At 68.6% G+C, this 22,940-nt stretch carries 19 protein-coding genes; 9 read left to right on the top strand and 10 right to left on the bottom strand.

Annotation, left to right across the window (positions count from 1 at the left end; translation table 11 throughout):
• Positions 1–32: 32 nt before the first annotated feature.
• Together ABD705_RS16125 and ABD705_RS13775 are read left to right on the top strand one after the other, a co-directional pair.
• The gene (locus ABD705_RS16125; protein ID WP_425562090.1) at positions 33–260 is read left to right on the top strand and encodes an FMN-binding negative transcriptional regulator; all 228 of its coding nucleotides are present in this window, start codon (positions 33–35) and stop codon (positions 258–260) included.
• Positions 251–388, top strand: coding sequence for a hypothetical protein (locus ABD705_RS13775; RefSeq protein WP_344784554.1), 138 nt, complete (start codon positions 251–253; stop codon positions 386–388). The genes ABD705_RS16125 and ABD705_RS13775 overlap by 10 nt, the downstream gene beginning before the upstream one ends.
• A gap of 295 nt (positions 389–683) precedes the next feature.
• Here the strand turns inward: ABD705_RS13775 and ABD705_RS13770 are convergent, their stop codons facing one another.
• From ABD705_RS13770 to ABD705_RS13750, 5 genes are all read right to left on the bottom strand, one after another.
• The gene (locus ABD705_RS13770; RefSeq protein WP_344784552.1) at positions 684–2,138 is read right to left on the bottom strand and encodes a sugar porter family MFS transporter; all 1,455 of its coding nucleotides are present in this window, start codon (positions 2,136–2,138) and stop codon (positions 684–686) included.
• An 88-nt stretch (positions 2,139–2,226) separates the two neighbouring features.
• The gene (locus ABD705_RS13765; protein WP_344784730.1) at positions 2,227–4,146 is read right to left on the bottom strand and encodes a heavy metal translocating P-type ATPase; all 1,920 of its coding nucleotides are present in this window, start codon (positions 4,144–4,146) and stop codon (positions 2,227–2,229) included.
• Positions 4,147–4,176: 30 nt separating this feature from the next.
• Positions 4,177–4,416 carry a heavy-metal-associated domain-containing protein gene (locus tag ABD705_RS13760; RefSeq protein WP_344784550.1) on the bottom strand — a complete coding sequence of 80 codons (240 nt, stop codon included), beginning with the start codon at positions 4,414–4,416 and terminating at the stop codon, positions 4,177–4,179.
• A 104-nt stretch (positions 4,417–4,520) separates the two neighbouring features.
• The gene (locus ABD705_RS13755; RefSeq protein ID WP_344784548.1) at positions 4,521–5,327 is read right to left on the bottom strand and encodes a Crp/Fnr family transcriptional regulator; all 807 of its coding nucleotides are present in this window, start codon (positions 5,325–5,327) and stop codon (positions 4,521–4,523) included.
• A 211-nt stretch (positions 5,328–5,538) separates the two neighbouring features.
• On the bottom strand, positions 5,539–5,937 hold the full coding sequence (locus ABD705_RS13750; protein WP_344784546.1) for a hypothetical protein: 399 nt from the start codon (positions 5,935–5,937) through the stop codon (positions 5,539–5,541).
• A gap of 249 nt (positions 5,938–6,186) precedes the next feature.
• Here ABD705_RS13750 and ABD705_RS13745 point away from each other — a divergent pair, with 249 nt between their 5' ends.
• Positions 6,187–7,488, top strand: coding sequence for an aminomethyl transferase family protein (locus ABD705_RS13745; protein WP_344784544.1), 1,302 nt, complete (start codon positions 6,187–6,189; stop codon positions 7,486–7,488).
• A gap of 10 nt (positions 7,489–7,498) precedes the next feature.
• Here ABD705_RS13745 and ABD705_RS13740 read toward each other — a convergent pair whose 3' ends face one another.
• Positions 7,499–8,158 (bottom strand): pentapeptide repeat-containing protein, encoded by a 660-nt coding sequence (locus ABD705_RS13740; protein WP_344784542.1) that lies wholly within the window; start codon positions 8,156–8,158, stop codon positions 7,499–7,501.
• Between the two features lie 88 nt (positions 8,159–8,246).
• On the opposite strand from ABD705_RS13740, the gene ABD705_RS13735 reads away from it, so the two are divergent.
• Positions 8,247–8,861, top strand: coding sequence for an FMN-binding negative transcriptional regulator (locus ABD705_RS13735; RefSeq protein WP_344784540.1), 615 nt, complete (start codon positions 8,247–8,249; stop codon positions 8,859–8,861).
• 6 nt (positions 8,862–8,867) lie between these two features.
• On the opposite strand, the gene ABD705_RS13730 is transcribed toward ABD705_RS13735, so the two are convergent.
• Positions 8,868–12,050: a type I restriction endonuclease subunit R gene (locus tag ABD705_RS13730; protein WP_344784538.1), complete on the bottom strand. Its 3,183-nt coding sequence runs from the start codon at positions 12,048–12,050 to the stop codon at positions 8,868–8,870.
• A 241-nt stretch (positions 12,051–12,291) separates the two neighbouring features.
• Here ABD705_RS13730 and ABD705_RS13725 point away from each other — a divergent pair, with 241 nt between their 5' ends.
• Entirely contained in the window at positions 12,292–13,098 is an 807-nt protein-coding gene (locus ABD705_RS13725; protein ID WP_344784536.1) for a hypothetical protein, read from the top strand.
• 20 nt (positions 13,099–13,118) lie between these two features.
• Positions 13,119–13,994, top strand: a complete 876-nt coding sequence (locus ABD705_RS13720) for a DUF3037 domain-containing protein (protein ID WP_344784535.1) — start codon at positions 13,119–13,121, stop codon at positions 13,992–13,994.
• Positions 13,995–14,606: 612 nt separating this feature from the next.
• Here ABD705_RS13720 and ABD705_RS13715 read toward each other — a convergent pair.
• Genes ABD705_RS13715 through ABD705_RS13705 form a run of 3 tightly spaced genes read right to left on the bottom strand, consistent with a single transcriptional unit; the run spans position 14,607 to position 19,405 of the window.
• The gene (locus tag ABD705_RS13715; protein ID WP_344784533.1) at positions 14,607–15,797 is read right to left on the bottom strand and encodes a restriction endonuclease subunit S; all 1,191 of its coding nucleotides are present in this window, start codon (positions 15,795–15,797) and stop codon (positions 14,607–14,609) included.
• Positions 15,794–17,401 carry a class I SAM-dependent DNA methyltransferase gene (locus tag ABD705_RS13710; RefSeq protein WP_344784531.1) on the bottom strand — a complete coding sequence of 536 codons (1,608 nt, stop codon included), beginning with the start codon at positions 17,399–17,401 and terminating at the stop codon, positions 15,794–15,796. The genes ABD705_RS13715 and ABD705_RS13710 overlap by 4 nt, the downstream gene beginning before the upstream one ends.
• Positions 17,402–17,410: 9 nt before the next feature.
• Positions 17,411–19,405 (bottom strand): hypothetical protein, encoded by a 1,995-nt coding sequence (locus ABD705_RS13705; protein WP_344784529.1) that lies wholly within the window; start codon positions 19,403–19,405, stop codon positions 17,411–17,413.
• Positions 19,406–19,635: 230 nt separating this feature from the next.
• Here ABD705_RS13705 and ABD705_RS13700 point away from each other — a divergent pair, with 230 nt between their 5' ends.
• The 3 genes from ABD705_RS13700 (at position 19,636) to ABD705_RS13690 (ending at position 22,940) form a co-directional block, all read left to right on the top strand.
• Positions 19,636–20,244, top strand: coding sequence for a hypothetical protein (locus ABD705_RS13700; protein WP_344784527.1), 609 nt, complete (start codon positions 19,636–19,638; stop codon positions 20,242–20,244).
• Between the two features lie 35 nt (positions 20,245–20,279).
• Positions 20,280–21,347 (top strand): TM2 domain-containing protein, encoded by a 1,068-nt coding sequence (locus ABD705_RS13695; protein WP_344784525.1) that lies wholly within the window; start codon positions 20,280–20,282, stop codon positions 21,345–21,347.
• Positions 21,348–21,533: 186 nt separating this feature from the next.
• A complete protein-coding gene (locus ABD705_RS13690; RefSeq protein WP_344784523.1) occupies positions 21,534–22,940 on the top strand; it encodes an HNH endonuclease signature motif containing protein in 1,407 nt (468 codons plus the stop codon).

The raw sequence follows: 22,940 nt of genomic DNA, 5'->3' as shown, positions 1-22,940 counted from the left end.
GGTCGCTTTCGGTTCGCCGATAACGACCAGTTCTGGCAACTCACCGGCGAGAGGGGCGATCGGCGGACTGTCACGTCCGTCGTGGCGTCGTAGAGCGTGACGGTGATCCGGTTCGGGATGCTGCCGCCGGGCTCGTCGACGGGGATGACATAGCCGGCCGGCACGAGGCCGACTGCGACCAGCCGTGGGCGGTCACCGATGCGCCAGAGAAGTACGTCGCCGGACAGCTGCGCGCGATCGTCGGCGTGAGATGGACGTGAACGATGTCGATGCCAAGGCGAAGTGGAGTCAGAACCGTTCGGATGCCGACCGCGCCGGCGTCATCGCGGGCTACGCGGCCGAGCATCGCCCGGTCGCGGCCGACCGCGTGCGCACCGGGAATCTCTGATCGCTCTTGCGCCGCCGTCCGAGCGCCCCCGCCCGCCCGTCTCCCCCTGGCCCTGGGTGTGAAAGCAGGCCCGATCGCGCGATGCTGCGGGGCTGGGCCCGGTTCACGCCGATCCAGCCTGCTTCTGCGACGCCCTCGCCTCGGTCGCCATATGCGGGGACCGAACGCCAGCCGCCCAGAACCGCCGGACTTGAGTCGTCACAGATGGCGGGCCCGGCTGCCCCGAGGCCACCACATGCGACGACCGAACGCCGTCGGAACGCCGTCGGAACGCCGACCCCCGGCCCGCCCCCGCTCAGAACCTGGCCGGCGCGGGCTGCGAGGGGTCCTTGCGGTTGACCGGGCCGTCGAAGAGCTGCGTGATCTCCTCGACCGACTTGCCCTTGGTCTCGGGCAGGAACAGGTAGACGAACACGACGCCCACGGCGCACAGCACCGCGAAGATCACCATGACCCAGCCCAGGCCCAGCCCGACCTGCAGGATCGGGAACACCAGCACCAGACCGTAGTTGGCCAGCCAGTCCACCGCGGCGCCGATGCCCGACGCGCGGCCGCGCACGGCCGTGGGGAACACCTCGCCCTGCAGCAGCCAGCCGGTGCCGCCGATGCCGATCGCGAAACACGCGATGAACAGCCCGAAGCCGACCATGATCACGATCAGCTGCGGCACCCCCGACATGAACGAGGCGCCGTACGAGCCGATCAGCAGGAACACGATCATGCCGATGTAGGCGCTGATCGCGAGACGGCGGCGCCCGATCGTATCGATGAACCGGTAGGCGAAGTACGTCGCGATCACGTTGACGACGGCGAGGATGCCGGCGGCGAAGACGCCGAAGATCTCAGCCTGCACGGCGCTCGTGCCCGGCCCGGTGAAGTAGGGCTCCAGCAGATGCGGGCCGTAGTAGAAGGCGACGTTGATGCCGGTGATCTGCTGCAGGATGAAGAACACGCACACGATCACGAGGGCGCGCCGCACCGGCTTGGTCCACTGCGTCCTGCCCGCGATGCGCTCCTGCTCGCGGCGCACCATGGCCGCCTCGGCCTGCACCTGCTCGGCGGTGGCCTCCAGGCCCAGGGTGTGGAAGGCCTTCAGCGCCTTGTCCTGCCTGCCGTGTTCGAGCAGCCAGCGCGGGGACTCCGGCATCCGCGCCCGCATCAGCAGCGAGATGACCGCGGGGATGAATCCGATGCCCAGCAGGATCCGCCAGTCGACGGTGGATGCCGCGCCCGGCGCGATCGCCAGAACGATCACCGCGATCACATAGGCGGCCAGGATGCCGATCGTGATCATCCACTGCTGGATGATGGCCAGCGAACCGCGGCGCTTCTTCGGTGCGAACTCCGAGATGTACGCCGTCGCGATCGCCGAGTCGGCGCCGATCGCGATGCCGATGATGACGCGGCCGACGATCAGGGTCGTCGGCTCGAACGCGAACGCCGAGATCAGCGACCCGAGGGCGAACAGGGCCGAGTCGGCCAGCAGCAGGGATTTTCGACCGAACCGGTCGGTGAGCGGGCCGGCCGCGAGCGCTCCGACGAACGAGCCGAGGGATGCCCCGCCCACGATGATGCCGATCGCAATCGGACTGAGTGTGAAAGGCAGGAACACCAGAGCGGACCCGATATTGGACGAGTCGAAGCCGAACAGGAACCCGCCGATGGTGGCGAGGACTGCCAGATAGATGTAGAACCGACCGATGTCGCGGGTGTCGAGCGTGGCAAGGAGTCCAGCCTGTTTGCTCTCCATGCTCGGGAGAATACGCCTGCCGCCCGCCCGGCGGAATGGGGTGTGCGCCGAGCCGGCAGGTCGTCCCTGCGGGCTCGACGCACACGGCTCAGGCGGCTGCGCCGACCGGGGTGCGGGCCGGGCTCTGAGTCCGGGCGACGGCGGGGCGCGCGGGACGCAGCAGCCGCATCGCGTTGGCGATCACGATCAGCACGGATGCCTCGTGCACCAGCATCCCGACGGCCATCGTGACCCCGCCCAGCAGCACGCCCAGCAGCAGCAGCGCCACGGTCACCAACGCGATCACGATGTTCTGGCGCATGTTGTTCACGGTGCGGCGGGCCAGCGAGATCGCCTCGGGCAGCTTCAGCAGGTCGTCGCCCATCAGGGCGATGTCGGCGGTCTCCACCGCGACCGCCGAGCCGGCCGCGCCCATCGCGACGCCGATGTCGGCGGTCGCAAGCGCCGGGGCGTCGTTCACACCGTCGCCGACCATCGCCACGACGTGGCCGCCTCGCTGCAGCGCCGCGACGGCGTCGAGCTTGTCTTCGGGCAGCAGCGAGGCGCGCACCTCGTCGATGCCGGTGGCGGCGGCGACCGCGTGCGCGACCGGCGGCGCATCGCCGGTGAGCATGATCACGGTGCGCACGCCCGCGGCGTGCAGGCCCGCCACCAGTTGCGCGGCGTCGCGGCGGATCTCGTCCGCGACGCCGATCACGCCCGCGACGATGCCGTCCACGGCCACGATCATCGGCGTGCGGCCGGCCTGGGCCAGCTCGCCGGCCGCCCGGGCGGCGGCACCGGCGTCGGCGATGCCGAAGTGATCCAGCAGCGCCAGGTTGCCGATCAGGATGCGGCTGCCGGCCGCCGTGACGGCGATGCCCTTTCCGGGCACGGGCTCGGTCGACTCGGGCAGTCCGGTCGCGGGCAGGCCCTCAGACGCCGCGGCCTCGAGGATCGCACGGGCCAGCGGATGCTCGGAGCCGGCTTCGGCGCGCGCCGCCGCGGCCAGCACCTGCGTGCGGGTCATTCCGGCGCCCAGCACGACCACGTCGGTCAGCTGCGGCCGGCCCTTGGTGAGCGTGCCCGTCTTGTCGACGGCGACGGCGCTGATCTTGGCGGAGGTCTCGAGGAACTCGCCGCCCTTGATCAGGATGCCGTCCTTCGCGGCGCGGCCGATGCCGGCCACGATCGACACCGGGATCGAGATGACCAGTGCTCCCGGGCATCCGATGACCAGTAGCGTCAGCGCCAGGACGACGTCCTGCGTGAGCACGCCCACGACCAGCGCCAGGATCATGATGGCCGGCGTGTACCAGGCCGAGAACCGGTCCATGAACACCTGGGTCCGGGCCTTGGCGTCCTGCGCCTCTTCGACGCGGTGGATGATCCGCGCCAGTGTCGTGTCGGCGCCGACGCCGGTGGCGCGCACCTGCAGGAACCCGCCGCGAGAGACGGTGCCGGCGAACACCCGGTCGCCGACCATCTTCTCGACCGGCATCGACTCGCCGGTGATGGATGCCTCATCCAGCGCACCGGTCCCGCCGATGACCTCGCCGTCGACGGGCACCTTGCCACCGTCCTTGATCAGCACGGTCTCGCCGGTGGCCACGGCGCCGGCGGCGACCTCGACCTGCTCGCCGTCGCGCAGCACGATGGCGACGTCGGGGGCGACGGCGACGAGGGCGGCGAGGGCCGACCGGGTCTTGTTCAGCGTCGCCGCCTGGAGGGCGTGACCGATCGCGAACAGGAAGGTGACCGCGGCCGCTTCCCAGTACTCGCCGATGATGACGGCGCCGATCGCGGCGATCGACACCAGCAGATCGATGCCGACGACCCGCGCCATGAGCGCGCGGGCCGCGCTGATCACGATGCGCGTGCCGGCGATGACGGCCGCGGCCACCATCACGAGGTCACCGACGGTCTGCAGACCCGTCACCGCGGGGATCACCCACGCGACGACGATCGCGATTCCGGCGGCGGCGGGGATCGTCCACCGGTTGCCCAGCAGTCGGCGCAGCGCGCTCATGGCAGTCACCCTTCTCTCATCGCCGAGCGGTCAGAAGCTCGCCGGGCGCGAGGTGTAGCCGGCCTTCGCGACGGCGGCGACCAGGTCGTCGACGCTGGCTGCGGCCGGGTCGTGGTCGATCTCGACGCGAGACGAGGCGAAGTGGACGGTGACGTCGGAGACGCCGTCCACGCGCTTGATCTGCTTCTCGATCTTCGCCACGCACGAGGGGCACGAGAAGCCCTCGGCGCGAAGCACGGTGTGCGTGGGGGTGGGGGCTGTGGTGGTCATGATGTCGTCCTTCCGTCGATCGTGAGAACCCCACTGCTGTGGGTGATCCTCACGTTACGAAGCAGGCGCAGAACGCACCATGACGGGCGTCAATCAACGGCAGATCAGTCGTCGGCGGCGATGGCGGCGAGCCGGTCCCGGTCGAGGATGGCCGTCCAGCGGCGTCCGGATTCGATGATGCCGTCCTTGCGCAGCCGACTCATCACGCGCGAGACCGACTCGGCCGTCGAGCCGGTCATCGCGGCCAGGTCGGCGCGCGAGAGCGGCAGCTGGATCAGCGTGCCGTCGCCGCTGACGCCGTGCTGACCGAACCGGTCGGCCAGCCGCAGCAGCGTCGTCGCGACACGGTCGGCGACGGTGACCGCGGTCTGCTGACGGGCATCCGACCGCGACCCGCCCAGCAGGGCCGCCACCTCGTCGAGCACGCGCAGGCCGACCTGCGGGTGCTCCACCAGCACCTGGCGGAACACGGCGGTGTCCATGCGCAGCGCGCAGGCCGTCGCCAGCGCCTCGACGGTCTCGGTGTGCGCCGGCCGGCCGGCCGTCGTCAGTCCCCCGAACAGGTCGCCCGGCGCGAGGATGTCGACGATGGTGTCCTGTCCGTTCGGCGCGGACTGGTAGGCCTTCGCGTGCCCGGCGGCCAGCACATAGAGGTGGTCGGCCGGTTCGCCGGCCGTGTACAGCCGGTCGCCTTCGCCCCACGACAGCGACACCATCCGCTTGTCGATGCCGTCGAGGTCGGCCTCACTCAGCCCCGCGAACAGCGGGATCTGGGCGAGGATGCGCATGCGCATCGGCCGCGGGCACTCGTGCGGCTGGGCGCACGTGCTGCGCAGCGGGATGCGGCGCCGATGCGCCGGAGCGCCAGTGACCAGCGCAGCCGGTGCACCGCCGGGCGGGGAATCGGTCACGGTCTCCTCCGAACGCTGTCGCCGCATGGGGACTCATCTGGAAGAACCATACCGGCGGGCGGGCCATTCCCCGCAGGTGCGCGGTGGGTCCCGGAGGGCAGGCCGCTGAGCCAAGGCGCGGAAGGAGATTCAGGCGAGGGAAGGAGATCAGATCGTCCCGAACACCTTCTGTCGCCGGATTCGCCTTCCGCCGCCGCGCCGCCGCGGCCGGTCAGCTGACGGCGGCGGCCTCCCAGAGGTCGATGCAGTCCGACTTGCAGGTGCTGTCGACCAGGGGGTCGCCTTCGCGCAGCGCCGGGCGGTGCAGCACGGCGCGGGAGGGCGTGACGTGGATCACGCCGTCGTCGGAGTTGCGCGCCGCGCCGTCGACGATCAGCGAATAGCCGTCGGGGTCGGCGGGCGGCCACACCAGCGTGACGTTCGGGTTCTGACCGGTGTTGGCCAGCGTGTGCCGGCTGATGCCGCCGACGGTGACCGTGGCCGCCTCGATGCCGGGGAACACCGCCGAGGTGTGGATCTGGGCGTTGTCGCCGATCGTGATCAGATAGGCCAACCCGCCGTACTCGGCGGCCCTGCGGGTCAACGCCGCCATGTCGACTGTCTTACTCATCTGGGTCTCCTCCGTCTGCCTGCGTCCAGATTAGGCGTGTATCCGGGTGCCGGGGCGCCCGCGCTCCGCCGGGCCGGCCCGGCCGGTCGCAGCACCCCGGGTGTACGGTGAAATCGGCCGCTGAGCCACGCACGCATCCATCCCGACGACGGACCCAGAGGCGCAAGTCCCGCTTCGTGGAAGAGGTGTGCTCTCGTGTCCGACCAGAATCTCGAAGAACGGATCCGTCGTTTCGGTGATGCGGTCAGGATGCTGCGCAGCGCGCCCGCGCTGAAGTTCCCGTTCCTCTACCCACCCGAATACTCGTCCTGGCCGGACGAGCAGCGCGCGTGGAAGACGACATCCGTCCTGTTCGACCAATCGCATCACATGGCCGACATCCATGTGAAGGGGCCGGATGTGCGTCGGCTCTTCTCCGACGTCGGCGTGAACAGCATGGCGGCCTTCGGCCGGAATCGCGCCAAGCAGTTCGTCGCCTGCAATCCCGACGGGCTGTTCATCGGCGACGGCATCCTGTTCGGGTTGGAGGATGACGAGTACAGCCTCGTCGGCGGTCCGCTCGCGTTCAACTGGGTGTCGTATCAGGCCGAGACCGGCGGGTACGACGTGGAGGTCACGAAGGATCCACCGACTGCGTTCAACCCCGGCAAGCGGCAGATGTACCGCTATGAGCTGAACGGGCCGCGCTCGCGCGAGATCCTCGAGAAGGCGCAGGGCGGGCCGCTGCCGCAGATCGGCTTCTTCCACATGGATGACCTGACGATCGCCGGTCGCCGGGTGCGCGCCCTGAACCACACCATGGCGGGCGCTCCGGGCATGGAGAACACGGGGCTGGAGCTGATGGGGCCGATCGACGACGGTCCTGCCGTGCTGGATGCGATCATCGCCGCCGGGCAGGAGTTCGGGCTGCGTCGCGGCGGGTCGCGCGCCTACCTCACGACGGCGCGCGAGTCCGGGTGGATCCCCCTGATCGTCCCGGCCATCTACACCGGTGAGCAGATGAAGCCCTATCGCGAATGGCTGAACCCGCGTGGGCTCGAGGGGCAGGCATCCCTGCAGGGCAGCTACGACTCCGACGACATCGAGGACTACTACGCGACGCCGTGGGATCTCGGCTACGGCAACCTGATCAGGTTCGACCACGATTTCATCGGGCGCGACGCGCTGCAGCGCCGGACCGACGAGCCGCATCGCCGCAAGGTCTGGCTGGTCTGGAACAGCGACGATGTGCTCGGCGTGATCGAGCACAGCCTGTTCGGGCAGGGGCTGCAACCGGCGATCCTCGACCTGCCGAATGCCGAATACGGCACGCTGGTGTTCGACAAGGTGCTCGTCGACGATCGCGTCGTCGGGCTGTCGACCTGGGGCGGATACACCGCGAACGCGCGGCGGTTCATGTCGCTGGCGATGATCGACGAGGCGGTCGCGCAGGAGGGCGCCGCCGTCAGTCTCGTGTGGGGACAGGCCGATGGCGGCGAGGGCATGCCGTTCCAGGTGCCGCACCTGCCGGCCGAGATCCGCGCGACGGTGAGCCTGCAGCCGCCCGACTGACCGGGGCGGGTCAGCCGTCGACGGTGATGCGCAGGTGCTCGGCCAGCAGCGGCGCCATCAGCGTCGCCTGGGTCGAGCTGATCGTCGCACCCGCCATGCCTTCGAGGCCGGCGATGATGTGCAGGTCGAGGCCGCGCAGGTCGACGTGCCTGAGGCGTGCACCATCCAGTCGCAGCGTGTCGACGGTGCAGTCCCGGAACGCGACCCGGGTCAGTTCGGCGCGCGAGAGGTCGAGCTCGTCGATCGTGCAGTCGGTGAACTGCACGTCCTGCAGGCGCGCGGCGCGCAGATTCGCGAAGCCGAGCTTGCAGCCGGTGATCGCGGTGGACTGGATCTCGGCGTCGTAGAGCTCTATCGAGCCCATCCGCGAGTGGCTGAGCTCGGACTCCCGGAACACGGCTCGGGCAGCCGTGAACACCGGGGCGTTCAGCCGCTGGATGCGCGTCTGCACGAAGCGCGCCGCCCGCAGCTGCGTCTCGTGCGCGGTGATCGCGGCCAGCTCGCACTCGGTGAACGACGCACCCGACAGGTCGGAGCCCGAGATGTCGGCATCGGCATACCGCGTCGCGTCGTACATGCCCTGGGCGACCAGGGCACCGGCATCGCCGTCGTCGAGGCCCGCGAGAGTGAGCGGCTCGATCACCGGGCCGGTCGCCGTCCGTCTGCCCATCGTCATCCTCCGGTCCTGGAGTTCGAGGGTATCGGACCCGGCGGACATGCGGCGCCGGCCGGGTGCGCCGGTCGCGTACTCTCGTCACATGTACGTGCCGCATTTCAATCGCATCGACGACCTCGACCAGACTCGCGCATTCGTGCGCCAGGCCGCCGTCGGCACGCTAATCACCACTGGACCCGACGGGGCGCCGGATGCCACGCTGTTGCCGCTGCTGTGGGACGGCGACCGCGTCCTCGCGCACTTCGCCCGTGCCAACGAGCACTGGAAGCGCATCGCGGACGGCGCGCCCGGGCTGTTCGTCGTCTACGGTCCGGACGCGTACGTCACGCCGTCCTGGTATGCCGCCAAGGCCGAGCACGGCAAGGTCGTGCCCACCTGGAACTACTCCGCAGTGCAGCTGCGGGGCCCGGTGACCGTGCACGAAGAGACCCCGTGGCTGGAAGACATGGTGACCGCGCTCACCGAGCGCCACGAGGACGAACGCGATCGCCCGTGGGCGGTGACGGATGCTCCCGAGAAGTACATCGCCGGGCAGCTGCGCGCGATCGTCGGCGTCGAGATGCAGGTGACGGATGTCGACGCCAAGGCGAAGTGGAGCCAGAACCGGTCGGATGCCGACCGCGCCGGCGTCGTGGCCGGCTATGAAGCCGAGCACCGGCCGATCCCCGCTGAGCACGTGCGCACCGGACGCCTCTGACGCCAGCTAGCCCGCCCGCTCCTGCGCGTAGCGCGGCGCCATCGCCTCCATCTGGTCCATCACCAGCGCGATCGCGCCGGGCTGGCGGTCGGGCGGGTACTTGTACTTCACGAGCAGGCGTTTGATCGACGAGCGCAGCTTGGCGCGCACGTCGTCGCGCACCGTCCAGTCGGTGCGCACGTCACGGCGCATGACCGCGACCAGTTCGCGCGCGATCTGCGCGAGCACGTCTTCGCCCTGCTCGTTCACGGCTGATTCGTTCTGCGCGACGGCGTCATAGAACGCGAGCTCGTCGTGCGACAGCGGCGGCCGGAAGGTGTCGCCGCGGGATGCCTCGCCCGTGACCTCCTTCGCCAGCGACACCAGTTCGGCGATGACCTCGGCGCTGGTGAGCTGCTGGTTCGTGTAGCGCAGCATGATCTCGCCGATGCGGTCGCTGAAGGCGCGCTGGCGCACGAGGTTGCCGCGCGTGGCGGTGCGCGCCTCGCCCAGCAGCGTCGCGCGCAGCGCCTCGATGGCCAGCTGCGGGTTGCGCGCCGTCTGCGCCTTCGCGAGGAAGTCGGGGCCGATCTCGCTCAGCGCGATCTGCGGCAGCCCGGCAGCCTCATAGATGTCGACGACGTCGCCGGTGGCCAGCGACTCGACGACCACCTGCCCGAGCAGCCGCGCGATCTCATCCGAGATCGGCTCGTCGCGGGCCTGGCGCTCGCGGGCGTCGTATTTCGCCATCCACACGCGCACTTCGTCATAGAACGCGATCTCGTCGTGCAGTTCGATCAGGCCGGGGCGGCGGGATGCCAGGGCCCACGCCCGCGCGAGTGCAGAGCTGGCCGCCCGATAGCGGGCCGACAGCCGATCGACTCCCCGCTCGGGGTCGTTGAGCGGACTCTGCTGGTCGCGCACGAGGTTGACCACCGTGGTGACGGCGGTCAGCATCGCGCGCGGCCCGCCGCGCTGCAGGATCGCCCGCCAGTCGCAGTCGCGCAGCATCTCGCGGATCTCGTTCACGAGCGCCAGCGCGATCTCGACGGCCTCTTCGACGCCGCGCCCGATGGGCCGCATCGCCTGGTCGTCCCTCGTGTACTCCGACAGGGCCGAGGCGAGGTTCTCGGCCAGCGGCGCGTAGGCCACGAGCAGCCCGTCCTGCTTGCCCTGGTAGGTGCGGTTGACGCGGGCGAGCGTCTGCATCAGCAGCGCGCCCTTCAGCGGCCGGTCGAGATACAGCGTGTGCAGGGGCGGCGCGTCGAACCCGGTGAGCATCATGTCCTTCACGATGACGAGCTCGAGCGCGTCGTCCGGGTCTTTCAGCCGCGCCTTGATCGCGTTGTTCTGCGAGTCGCGCCGCACATGGTCGCGGATCGGCGGCGGGTCGGCGGGAGTGCCCGAGTAGACGACCTTGATGGTGCCGGCATCCAATGCGTCGGAGTGCCAGTCAGGTCGCAGCGCGACGATCGCGTCGTACAGTCGGGCGCAGATCTCGCGCGTGCCGCCGACGATGAGCGCCTTGCCCGGCCCGCCGATGAACTCGTGCATGCGGGCGCGGCGCTCCTCCCAGTGCGCGACGAGGTCGGTGGCCAGGGTCGCGATGCGCTCGGGGGCGCCGTACACGGCGTTGACGACGGCGACGGATGCCTCGATCCGCGCGCGTTCGGAGTCGTCGAGCCCGAGGGTGGCCTCGTCGGCGGCGCGGTCGATGTCTTCTTCGGTGGTGCCGTCGGCGAAGCCGACCTTGATCAGGCGCGGCTCGAACGAGACCGGCACGGTGGCGCCGTCGGCGACGGCGCGGGTGAGGTCGTAGATGTCGATGTAGTCGCCGAACACGGCGCGGGTGTCGCGCTCGGCGAACGAGATCGGGGTGCCGGTGAACGCGATCAGCGTCGCGTGCGGCAGCGCGTCGCGCAAGTGCCGGGCGTAACCGTCGAGGTCGTCGTAGTGGCTGCGATGGGCCTCGTCGACGACGATGATGACGTTGCGGCGGTCGGTGAGCAGCGGATGCCGGGTGCCGGCATCCTTCTCGGCCTTCGACAGTCCGAACTTCTGCAGCGTCGTGAAGTAGATGCCGCCGGTGAGGCGCCCCGACAGCTCGTCGCGCAGCTGCGCGCGTTCGTGCACCTGGACGGGCCGCTCGGGCAGCAGCAGGCTCTGCGCGAAGGTCTGGTAGAGCTGGCCGTCGAGCTCGTTGCGGTCGGTGACGACGACGAGGGTCGGGTTGCGCAGCTCGGGCCGGCGGGTGACGAGGCCGGCGTAGAGCTCCATCTCCATCGACTTGCCCGAGCCCTGCGTGTGCCAGACGACGCCGGCCTTGCCGTCGCTGGCGACGGCTTCGACGGTCTTGCCGACGGCTTTGGTCACGGCGAAGTACTGGTGCGGCTTGGCGATGCGCTTGACGAGCCCCTCGGCGCCCTCGTCGAAGGCGGTGAAGCCGCGCAGCAGCTGCAGGAAGCGCTCCTGGTTGTAGAGCCCGTTCAGGGCGTCGTCGAGCGGGGTGACGCTGTCACCGCCTTCGATGCGCGGCTGCAGCAGCGGCGTGCCGTCGTCGTCGACGTTCCATGGCGCGAAGTGGTTGAGCGGGGTGAACGGGGTGCCGTACTTCGCCTCGGTGCCGTCGCTGGCGAGCGTGAACACGCAGAACCGGAACACCATCGGCAGCTCGTCGAGGTACGTGCGCAGCTGCCAGTACGCGTCATCCACCCCTGCCGAGGCCGCTCCGGCGCGCTTGAGTTCGATGACCGACACCGGCATCCCGTTGACGTACAGCACGATGTCGAACCGGCGGTGCACGTCGCGGTCGCGCACCGTGACCTGGTTGACGGCGAGCCAGTCGTTCTCTTCGGGGTTGGCGCTGATCAGTCGGATGCGCGGGTTCTGCTCGACGCCGTCGGCGTCGATGTAGCCGAGCGGGTAGCCGCCGATCAGATAGCGATGGATGCGCAGGTTCTCGGTGATCGCATCCTGCGAGCTCGGTGCGGCGATCTCGCCGAGCGCCTGCTGCAGGTAGTGCACCGGCACGTCGGGGTTCAGCCGCCGCATCGCCTCGAGCAGGCGCGGGCGGATGAGCAGCTCGTCCCAGCTGGCGCGCTCGCCCGTGCCGGGGGCGATCTTCTCGCCGACCATCGGCTGCCACATGAGAGGTTCACCGAAGACCTCCATGGCCTCGCGTTCCCATTCGGATTCGGGGATACCGCTCATGTGATCGCTCCTTGGATGGTCGATGCGGATGCCGCGTGTAGGTCGCGTGCGCGGCGGTACGCACCCGAATATTCATAACTCGTCGTCGACTGTTTATGAGTAACGCCGGTACTCATAAACGCGCCGTCACTGCTTATCCGCACAACTGCGTTCAACATCGGCGACCGCCCTTCGTGTACTCCATGGTCGATCAAAGTCGTCACTGCGATGCTTCCAACCGCACAGTCGATATTGTCGAAGGATGCGCCCTGAAAATGACCCCGCGTTCTGGCGTGGGCAACTGTCGGGCCGCACCCGCCCGCGGGCTGAGACCGTCATCCGCGCTCCCCGTGAACGCGCACGCTCGTCGGGCGCCGGTGCCTTCCTCGCGCTCGGCGCGAACGGCAACCAGTACTGGGTCAAAGTCCCGAACAACGGGCAGGGCAGCCAGGTTCTCGTCAACGAGGTGATCGTCGGCGAAGTCGGAAAGCTCATCGGCGCTCCCGTTCGCGAACGTGTGCTCGTCACCGTGCCGCCAGGCGTCACGACCTGGTCGGACTTCCCCGTCGCCGCCAGCAGTGTGCCGTTGCTCGCCCACGGCTCGCTCCACGTCCCGCACGCCGTCGACGATGACGAGTTGACGTACACGCGCCGCGACGACAACGCCCGGCGGCAAGCCGCGATGCTCGGTCTCTGGGACCTCTGCGTAGGCGAAGACCCGCAATGGCTGTATGAGACGACTGCCGCGTACTCTGTGTGGTCGTACGACCACGGACTCTGGTTCGCAACCGGCGAAGGTGACTGGGACGCCGCAGTCTTGAACAAACTGCTCCACGTAGACGCCTCGTTCCCCCACCCCCCGAAGGGCATCAGCGTTCGTGCGCTCCGGGAGACGGCTACACGAATCAGTTCTCTGACCAGCGGGGAGCTGCTCACCGCGATGTCTGCGGTCCCGGTAGAATGGGGTACCGGCGACGAGGATCTCGAAGCGATGGCGTGGTTCTTGTTCAGCCGCCGCGAGCCCGTCGCGCACCGGCTCAACAAGCTCGCGGCCGCTGCGTCGGGTTGACGAACGACAGGATCCCCGAGATGAGCACGGCATACCTCTACTGGTTGGTTCGCTACGTCCCAGACGTCGCGCGTGGCGAACAGGTGAACGTTGCTGTCATCGTGGGTCGCGATGACGGCGACTGGGCTATCCGTGTAGCCCCTGACATGCGCCGCGCCAGTCGACTGGGCGGCGACGCCAGCACACTCCGCCCATGGCTCGACCGATTGCAGCGCTCGATCAACGATTACGAGCGCCCACCGCTCGAGCTGTTTGCAAGCCCGGACGACGTGCGCGTCACGCGCTCCTGGCTCGAATTGCTGTCGCACCGATTCAACAACGCACTTCAGATCAGCTCTGCTTCGCCCGTTGAGGCTGACTCTGCGGCGGACGGCGCCAACTTCTTGTTCCCGCTCTTGGTCGCCACGCCAGAACCCATCCGTCGCTCGCAGACACGCACCCGCATTGTCAGTAACCTGACAGAGCTCTACGAACGAACCGCACAACTCGAGATCGGTGAGTCGCTGCTCACTCGTCCCCGTGCTGCGATCGGGCGTCAGCGTGGGCAGTTCGACTTCGCGGTCGTCGACGATCAGGTCGACCAGCTGTCGCAAGTGTTCGCCTTCGACGTACGCGACGCCGACGTACTCGAACGTCAACTTCAGTCCTGGAACTTCGTAGTCAGCCGGCTGCGCAACGACGGTGCGGACATCACCGCGCAGCACACGACCGCCCACGCCAATTCTGATGTCGCCATCGCCGTCGCCTACCAGGAACCGCCAGCCGGTCATTCCGAGCAGCACGCAGAAGTGTTCGCCGCAGCCCTTGAAGCTTGGGAAGGGCTCGACATCCATGCGATCCCAAGCACGCAGCTCGAGCAGATCCCACGCCAGGCGCGCGAGCTCGTTACCGTGTGACCACGCACTAATCGTCACACCCGTTCCATGCGGTGAGCTCACATCACGATCCCGTCTTCGCCGAGTCGACTTACAGAATTGCAGCGCAGGTCGACCTCGCTCCGTAGTTTTCGTGCGCAAAAGGAAGCGAGGAGACTACCCTCCAACAGTCGGAGGATCGTCAACGCGTCGAAGCATATATTCATCGACCCCCTCCCTCACACGCATGATCTCGGAGTACATATAGTTGACGCGCTTGTGACGGAACTCAGTCCAGTTGAACCAAACCACTTCGCCAGGAGCCAACACGTCGATATTCCCGGACTGTTGAGGATAGATAGACGTCGGCAGGTATCCACTGGCCGCACGCCATCCACCATCCGAAGTTGCGATCTGCACGCCAAACTCGCCAAATGGACGCCGCGATTGATTGATCACTTGGAACGAGTCTCCGGCGCCTCGTTTCAGAAGAATTGGAAACTGCTTCTTTCGCCTTCTGCGTGACACTGAACTCAACCCATTGGTAATTCCGAGCGTAGCTAGAGTCGTGACGACGCTAGCAACGACAGATGGAACCACACTGGCCCACGTATCAGTCACAGTTCGCAAAACCCTCCTGTGCAGGAGATGTGTTCAGATATCGAATCGAGTGCGCACACTGGTTTTCGATCTTCCCACTTGAACTTCCCCAGACATTAGCCGAGGCAGAAGCGCATCGCGCGTTGCCGCGAGGATGCGGTTCTCAGCCATAGCGGCGCGGACCGCATTGAAAACATCGGTGACACGTCTCCCGAACTCCGACAACCACTGCGGATCCGGAGCGGGAACTTTAAACCTCGCTACATCCGCGGCCGTCACTCGCTGCCGCCCCGAGGTGCCGACCATGTTCTGTATTGCGCTCTCGCGGAACCGAGCCTCCTTCGCAATGAGGAATGGAACAGGGGAAGCAACTCCTTCACGGGGGCGAAGAACAATGAACTCCGTGGAGCCAAGACCAACGGAGTCGTCGGGCAGCACATCGACGTACCCGGTCTTGCCGTTCTCGAGGCAGGGTGTGATGCGGGCGAGCAGGGTGTCGCCATTCATGAACCGAGCCCCGCCCTTTGCCTTTCTGCGATCGAAACCATCGATCGTCCAACGCCGTTCTGAAAGCCTCTTCATATCGATGTATGGCGGCTCGGGAGACACTGGCCGAGGGCTGGACGGATTCAGCTCCATAAACTCGACAACCGGGACACAGGGCTCACCCTTGTGGAGCCAGCTCGAGTCAATCTCGGCGCGGACAAGCTCATACGCTGCGGCGGCGAGCTTGGTGTTGGCGGCGATCTTGTCGTCGAGGGCACCCAAGACCTCGGCGATCGCCTGCTGCTCGGGGAGGGGCGGGAACTCGAGTCGAATTCTCGAAATGTCTCGTACGTTCAAACTGCTAAAGACAGCGCCAACATTCAGCAGCCGATCGACCTCGCCCCACCACTGCGGACTACGTACTGCCCATCGCAGGTAGTGCTGATCGGCACGCTCGCCATTGGTGCGCAGGAGAACAAGGTTCTGGCCAATTGCGCATCGGATACCGTCAGGAATGGGTGCGGTGTCCCCCACGCGGCCCCGCCGAGTGACGAGAATGTCGCCCGTGCGCGGCGTTGTTCTACGGGTCCAAGCTGCGAGATCCTCCTTTGAAATCCGGCGCGCTTGACCGAGGAGCACCCGACCATCTTGAATGTCCGGAATCGCTATATACGGGAACCCAGAAGGCTGCGCCTGCGGCGTCTTGTGCTCGCAATCGAGTACATCGACGCCAGCGTCGCTGAGCGTCAAAACGGTCACAGGACCCTCCCGAGCTGCTCGCGCACGACGTCGGCCAGGCGCGCCGACTCGGCGAACTGAGCCTCCAGCTCGGCGCGCAGGCGCGCGAGCTTCGCTTCGATCGGCTCGCCGTCGTCTTCGATCTCGGGGGCGCCGACGTAGCGACCGGGGGTCAGCGCGTAGTCGGCGGCCTTGATCTCGGCGAGGGTTGCGGAGTAGCAGAAGCCGGGAACATCCGCGTACACCTCGTCCGCTGCATCCCGACCGAGCCATGCGTGGTAGGTGTCGGCGATGTGGGCGATGTCCTCATCCGACAGCGCGCGCTCGGCACGGTCGACCATGTGGCCCAGGTTCCGGGCGTCGATGAACAAGACCTCGCCGGCGCGCGTGCCCTTGTCGCGGGCGAAGAACCAGACGCACACCGGAATGCCGGTCGAGCGGAACAGCTGCGTCGGCAGCGCGACCATGCACGAGACCAGATCGGCCTCGACGATCTCGGCCCGGATTCGACCCTCGCCACCCGAGTTCGACGACATCGACCCGTTCGCCATGACTACGCCGGCCTGCCCACCCGGAGCGAGCTTCGAGAGGATGTGCTGAATCCACGCGTAGTTCGCATTGCCCGCGGGCGGCATACCGTAGCGCCAGCGCGGGTCGGACTCGGACCGCGCCCAGTCCTTGATGTTGAACGGCGGGTTCGCCATCACGAAGTCGGCCTGCACCTCGGGGTGCAGGTCGCGCGCGAAGGTGTCGCCCCATCGCGGCCCCAGGTTGCCCGTCAGGCCGTGGATCGCGAGGTTCATCTTCGCCATGCGCCAGGTGCGCTCGTTGTGCTCCTGTCCAAAGACCGAGATGTCCGACCCTTCGCCGCGGTTCGCGTCGATGAACTTCTCGGCCTGCACGAACATGCCGCCCGACCCGCAGCACGGGTCGTACACCCGCCCGTGCGTCGGCTCGAGCATCGCCACCAGCACCCGCACGACACCGGCCGGCGTGTAGAACTCGCCGCCCCGCTTGCCCTCGGCGGCGGCGAACTTCTCGAGGAAGTACTCGTACACCTCGCCCAGCAGATCGCGCGCCCGGCGCCCGTCCGACCCGTTCTGCCCTTGACCCGCGAACCGCGCCGTGTTGAACAGGTCGACGAGCTCGCCCAGGCGGCGCTGGTCGACGTTGTCGCGGTTGAAGATGCGCGGTAGCGTGCCCGACAAACCCGGATTGGCCGACATCAAGGCATCCATCGCCTCGTCGATGAGCTGTCCGATCTGCTTTCCGGGAGCATCCAGCGTGGCCGGCAGCCCCTTCGCGTGCTCGGCCAGATACGACCACCGCGCGTGCTCGTCGACCCAGAACACTCCGCGCCCGGTGTACTCGTCGACGTCGTCGATCAGTTCGGCGATCTGGTCGGCGTCGTACCCGTCGGCCGTGAGCTCGGCGCGGATCTGCCCGCGCCGCTCGTCGAACGCGTCGGAAGCGTACTTGAGGAACACCAGCCCCAGGATCACGTCCTTGTACTGCGAGGCATCCATCGAGCCGCGCAGCTTGTCGGCGGCCTTCCAGAGCGTGTCTTTGAGTTCCTTCATGGTCGACGGCGCCAGCGAGGCGGTCTTGTTCGCAGTACGGGGCATGAGTCCTTCTTATCGGGTGGGTCGGTCATTCGAGATCGTGACGGCACGGGCGGCAACCGCGTCGGCGAGCAGATCGGTCACCTGGTCGAGCCGCGCGATGCGCTGCTGCAGCTCGCGTCGGGTGATGGATGCCGCAGCCAGGGCAGCACGCAGCGGTCGCAGCTGTGCGGGGTCGACGACGCGAATGCGCCAGCGGCGCCACGCGCCGGGGCCGGCGACGCCGGTCCTGATGTCGGCGGCGACCAGATCGGGCACGAGCCCACCCGGGTCGGCCGGTGCGATGCGCAGCACCCGTGCGGGATACGCGACCACGCGCGAGCCCTCGGCATCGACCCACGCGCGCGGGGTCGGCGCCGTGCGGAACACGACATCACCAGGCCGCGTCAGCTGTGCCCTCGGGTGCGCGGCGGCGAACGCGAGGTGGTCGATGCGATGTGCACCGATCTGCGCGGCATCGTCGAGGTCGTCGATGGTCACCACTGCCAGGCCCGTGTCGCCGAACTCGTCGGCGCCGATGCGGGTTCCCGGCAGCACCCGTGCGTGCCCGTTCGACACCGCGGCATCCACCGTCATCGTCTTCGGTTCAGCCAGCGCCTGCGGGGTGACTGCGACGGCGAGCGCCGGCGCGTCGCCTGCCGCAGCCGCGATCGCCGCGTCGAGCAGGGCCGGCAGCTCGCGAGACGCCGAGGCCGGCGTGGCGCCGCGACGCGGGGCATCCACCACCAGCGCGCCCGATCGGGCGAGCACCGACGACGTGCGCTGCAGCCGGGCGAAGCGGAACGCGTGCGCCCGTGCGGCGACCGGGCCGCCGAGATTGGCGAGGATGTCGCTGATCAGGTCGGCCACGGTCGCGGGCGTGAGCACCATGCCGGTCAGATCGGCGAGCGCGATCACCCGATCGCCGAGGGCGATGTCGGTGCCCGGCCCGAACACCCACAGCGCCAGCGCCTCGCGTGACGCGCTGGTGACGTGACCGGCGTCGAGCCGCACGATCGCGCGCACCCGGCCGGTGCGCAGGGTGTCGGCCCGTGCGGCCCCGTGCGCCGTCGGCAGGGCGTCGACCAGGGCACGCGCGGGACCCACGACGACGGCGAGATCGTCATGCTCCAGGCTCAGGCCCAGCTCGTCGACGGTGGTCAGCATGCTCGCGACCGACGCGCCCGCCACCACCGGCATCCGCGCGAGCACCACGGCCGTGCCGGTCCGGCCGCCCACATCGATCGGGATGCCCCGGCACGCCTTCGCGCGGCGCAGCGCCCGCGCCGCGAACCCGTCATCCCATGCGATGTCGACCTCGTCGCCGGCGGTGCGCGTGACGGTGTCGAACAGCGCCGCATCGACGCCCGGGGCGATGCATACGGCGGGAGTGCGGGCGGCCTGTGCGACCAGCGCCTGCACCAGTGCCGCGACGAGGTCGCGGGCATCCCGGTCGAGCGCGCCCGCCGACCCGTGCGCGCGCTGGCTGTGTGCGGCGCGGCGCTGGATGCGCGCCAGCGCGGCATCGGCAGAGTAGGCCGCGTCGATGAGCTGGTCGGCGTAGCCGGTCCACACGGCGTCACGGGTCAGATGTCGCTCGATCTCGCTGCGCAGCTGTGAGTCGTCGGGGTCGGCGGCTGCCGCGAGGGCCCGAAGGTCGTCGCGCGATGCGTCGGCCAGGGTCGCGCCGGACTGGGCGCGCAGCGCGATGAGCGCCTCGAGTTCGGCGACGTCGGCGGCGTCTGAGAAGTCGATCGCGACGCCGTCGGCGAATGCGGCAGCGTCAGCAACGGCGTCGGGGTTGTGGCCGTGGCCGGTCTCGACGAGCCAGCGCGCGACCGCGTGGGCGTCGAACATGTTGCGTCCACGCTGCTGGGCGACGGCCGGCGGAAACGGCGCGTCGGTCTTGCGCGCCCTGGTGCGCCACATCGAGGCGACGGCTCGCTGCACGCCGGCCAGCTCGGCCACGCCCGCCAACGAGATCAGCAGCGGTGCGACCACGGCGGTGTCAGCGGCAGGTGTGGGCATGAGAGAACGGTAGCGCGCTTGGTTAGCCGCTGCAATCGCGCTGTGTGATAAGCAGCCTTATCATGCATTTTCCAGACATGGGGGGCGGTGCGCTTCTAGGTTCGAGTTCGACGCAGAGAGCGACCTCCGGCGCTGGGGAAAGCCGTTCGGAACCCCTCGCGTCAGGGCGGGCGGCGATGGGGATCGCCGTCCGCCCGCCACCCCCGTCCCTGTTCGAAGGAGAAGGAACCATGAAGCGACTCATCGTCATCAGCATCGGGCTGGCAGCCGCGCTGACCATGATGACGGCATGCAGCGCCGTCTCGACGATCACTGCCACCGACGCTCCCACGTCACCGAACGTCACCTACCCGGAGCAGCATGACGCCGAAGCATCGAGCGCACCGGTCGAAGCGGAGCCAGAGAGCACCGAACCCGAACCGGGGTCGCTCGAGAACCCCTTTCCGAAGGGTTACACCGCCACCATCACGCAGGACGACGAGGACTACTACTCGGTGACGTTCGACCTGATCGCCGCCGACGGCGACAAGAAGGTCGCGGAGGCGAACCAGTTCAACGACAAGGCCCCCAAGGGCTACCACTACGTGATCATCAAGGCCACCTTCACGGGTCTCAGCAGCGAAGCCGTCCGGCCCGGTTCCGAGATGTACGACTGGCAGATCGCCGATCAGGACGGCAACCTCTACCAGCCGGCGTCGGTCGTGCCCGTCGGTGAATCCATCTCGGGAGCACCCGACCTGTACAAGGGCCAGAAGTTCAGCGGCGAAGAGGTCTACGCCGTTGCAGACTCCGCCAAGAAGCTCTTCATGAGCGCGCTCGGCTCGTACCTGCTGCTCTGACCCCACGACATCCCGTTCACCACGAAAGGAATCTCATGTCCATCCCCGCATCACACACCGGCGCCTTTGCGCCGGCGCCCTACACGCCGCCGCCATCGGCCGCAAAGTCATTCGTCACCGCCTGGCTGCTCTCCTACCTGCTCGGCGTGCTGGGCGTCGACCGCTTCTACCTGGGCAAGGTCGGCACCGGCATCCTGAAACTGATCACGTTCGGCGGTTTCGGCGTCTGGGTGCTGATCGACCTGATCCTGATCCTGACCGGCGCGATGCGCGACAAGGCCGGCCGGCCGCTGGTCGGCTATGACCAGCACAAGAAGGTGGCCTGGATCGTCACCGCCGCACTGATCGTGGCCGGTATCGTGATCGGCTCGGTCACCGCCGCGAACGCACAGAAGGCGCCCGACGCACTGCGCCAGGACCGCATCGCGCCCGCGGCCAGCACACCGCCCGCCGGCGCACCGACCGACGAGACGTCGGCCGCGGCATCCGCAGCCCCCGCACAGAGCGTCGAACCCGTCGAGCCGGCAGCGCCGGTCAACCTCGCGGCATCCTGGGCCGATGATGCCTACGGCACGTTCGCGACGATCAAGAAGAGCGGCACCGGCGACTCGCTCATCACGCTGCCCAAGGGCGCGACCGGCGGCGTCGTCACCGCGACGCACAAGGGTCAGCGCAACTTCGCGATCGCCGCGCTGGATGCCTCGAACCAGTCGACCGGCGAGCTGCTCGTGAACACGATCGGCGCCTATTCGGGCACGACCGCATGGGGGCTCATGGCGCTCGGCGACGGCACTCGCCTGCAGGTGACCGCCGACGGCGCCTGGACCGTCACGATCACACCGTTCTCGGCGGCGAAAGAACTGACCGGCTCAGCCAAAGGCACCGGCGACATGGTGCTGCTGTACAACGGCGACGCCGCAGCGCTCACCGCCACCCACGACGGCTCGCGCAACTTCGTCGTCTACGAAGCAACCGACCAGCTGTTCAGCATGGGTCTGCTGGTCAACGAGATCGGCAAGTACTCCGGCACCGTGCCCCTGTCGGCCGGCCCGTCGATCATCTCCGTGCAGGCCGACGGTGCGTGGACGCTGACGGCCGAGTAGCCCGTCTCGGACGAAGGAGATCCCCGCCGCGGAAGGTGATTCCGGCGCGGGATCTCCTTCTGCCGCCGGAATCTCCTTCCCTGGCTGACGACGATTCCCGGCGACCCGACGGGGGCTGCTCCACCTGTGGATAACTCCCGGTCAATGGCCGTTTCAATGTCGGAGGTACCGGGTTGAATAGAAGGTATGGAAGCACTGGCCGCACAGCTCGATCGCCTCGACGAGGCACTCTCGCTTGCCGTCGGCGAGGCGCTCGACGGCAACGCCCTCGCGGGCTGCGATGACGCCGAGCTGCTCCGCGTGCTGGCCACGGCATCCCGCCTCGGCCGACTCGTCGACGCCGCCCTGGTCGAGGCGACCGGGCACGTGCACGAGCGCTGCCTCACCGCCGAGCGCGTCGACCGGCTGTCGACGCGGATGGGATGCCGCGACACGAACGAACTGCTCCGTCGTGCGACCCGGTGCTCGGCCCAGCGCGCATCCGAGCTCGTGCGCGCGGCCGACGCCGTGCATCGGCGCACGGCGCTCTCATCAGGCGAGCTGCTGACCGCCGACTACCCGTCGCTGCGCGAGGCGCTGGGCGCCGGCGAGGTGTCGAGCGAGGCGCTGGGCGGCATCGTCCGGGCACTTGACAAGGCCCTGCCCGCCGCCACTGTCGCGCAGCGACTGGCCGCCGACACCGAGCTGGCGGCCGCGGCATCCGGCACGGCACCAGACCAGGCTCCCCCGGCGGGTGCCGACGACCTGCGCTGGCAGGCGCAGGTGTGGGCGATGGTCCTCGACCAGGACGGCGCCGAGCCGCGCGAAGATCGAGCGCAGCGCCTGCGCGAGATCCGCGTCGGGCGGGTGCGCGACGGACTCGCATCGGTGCGCGGCTACCTGCTCGCGGATGTCGCGGCACAGCTGACCCTGCTCACCGACGCGATCGACAATCCGAAACGGCAGCCGTCGTTCGGGCCGGCCGCAGACGACGACGATCCGCCCGAGCGCCTCGCCGACACGCGGACGGCCGGGCAGCGCCGGCACGACGCGTTCGCCGCGATCCTCACCGCCGCCGCCGGCTGCGCCGACATGCCGACGCTCGGCGGCGCCGCCCCGACCCTGACCGTCGTCGTGCGGGCCGAAGACCTCGTGGCGGGCGTCGGATTCGCGCACATCGACGGCATCGACGAGCCCGTTCCGCTCGAGGTCGCGCGGCATGTGGGGTGCTGCGGCAAGATCGAGCGCATCACGTGCGATTCGTTCGGCCGCATCCTCGACATCCAGGTGCAGGATCGCATCTTCACGCCGCAGCAGCGCCGGGCGATCGCGACCCGCGACGGCGGGTGCGTGATCCCGGGATGCCGCATCAAGGCCGTGTGCTGCGAGATCCACCATGCCCAGGAATGGGCCGAGGGCGGCCCGACTTCCACCGACAACGGGGTCACCCTGTGCTGGTTCCACCACCGCACGCTGGGATCCAGCGGGTGGGAGGTGCGCATCCGCGACGGCGTCCCCGAAGTGCGTGGCCCTTCGTGGTGGGATCCGCACCGGCGCTGGCGCCGCGCGGCGAAGCATCCGCTCTGGATGCGACCACGCGCGCGGACGGGGTGA

The sequence above is a fragment of the Microbacterium kribbense genome, from assembly GCF_039537285.1.
Taxonomy (GTDB): Bacteria; Actinomycetota; Actinomycetes; order Actinomycetales; family Microbacteriaceae; genus Microbacterium; species Microbacterium kribbense.
The sequence above is the reverse complement of the archived record's forward strand: the minus strand, read 5'-3'. Positions and strand labels throughout refer to the sequence as shown.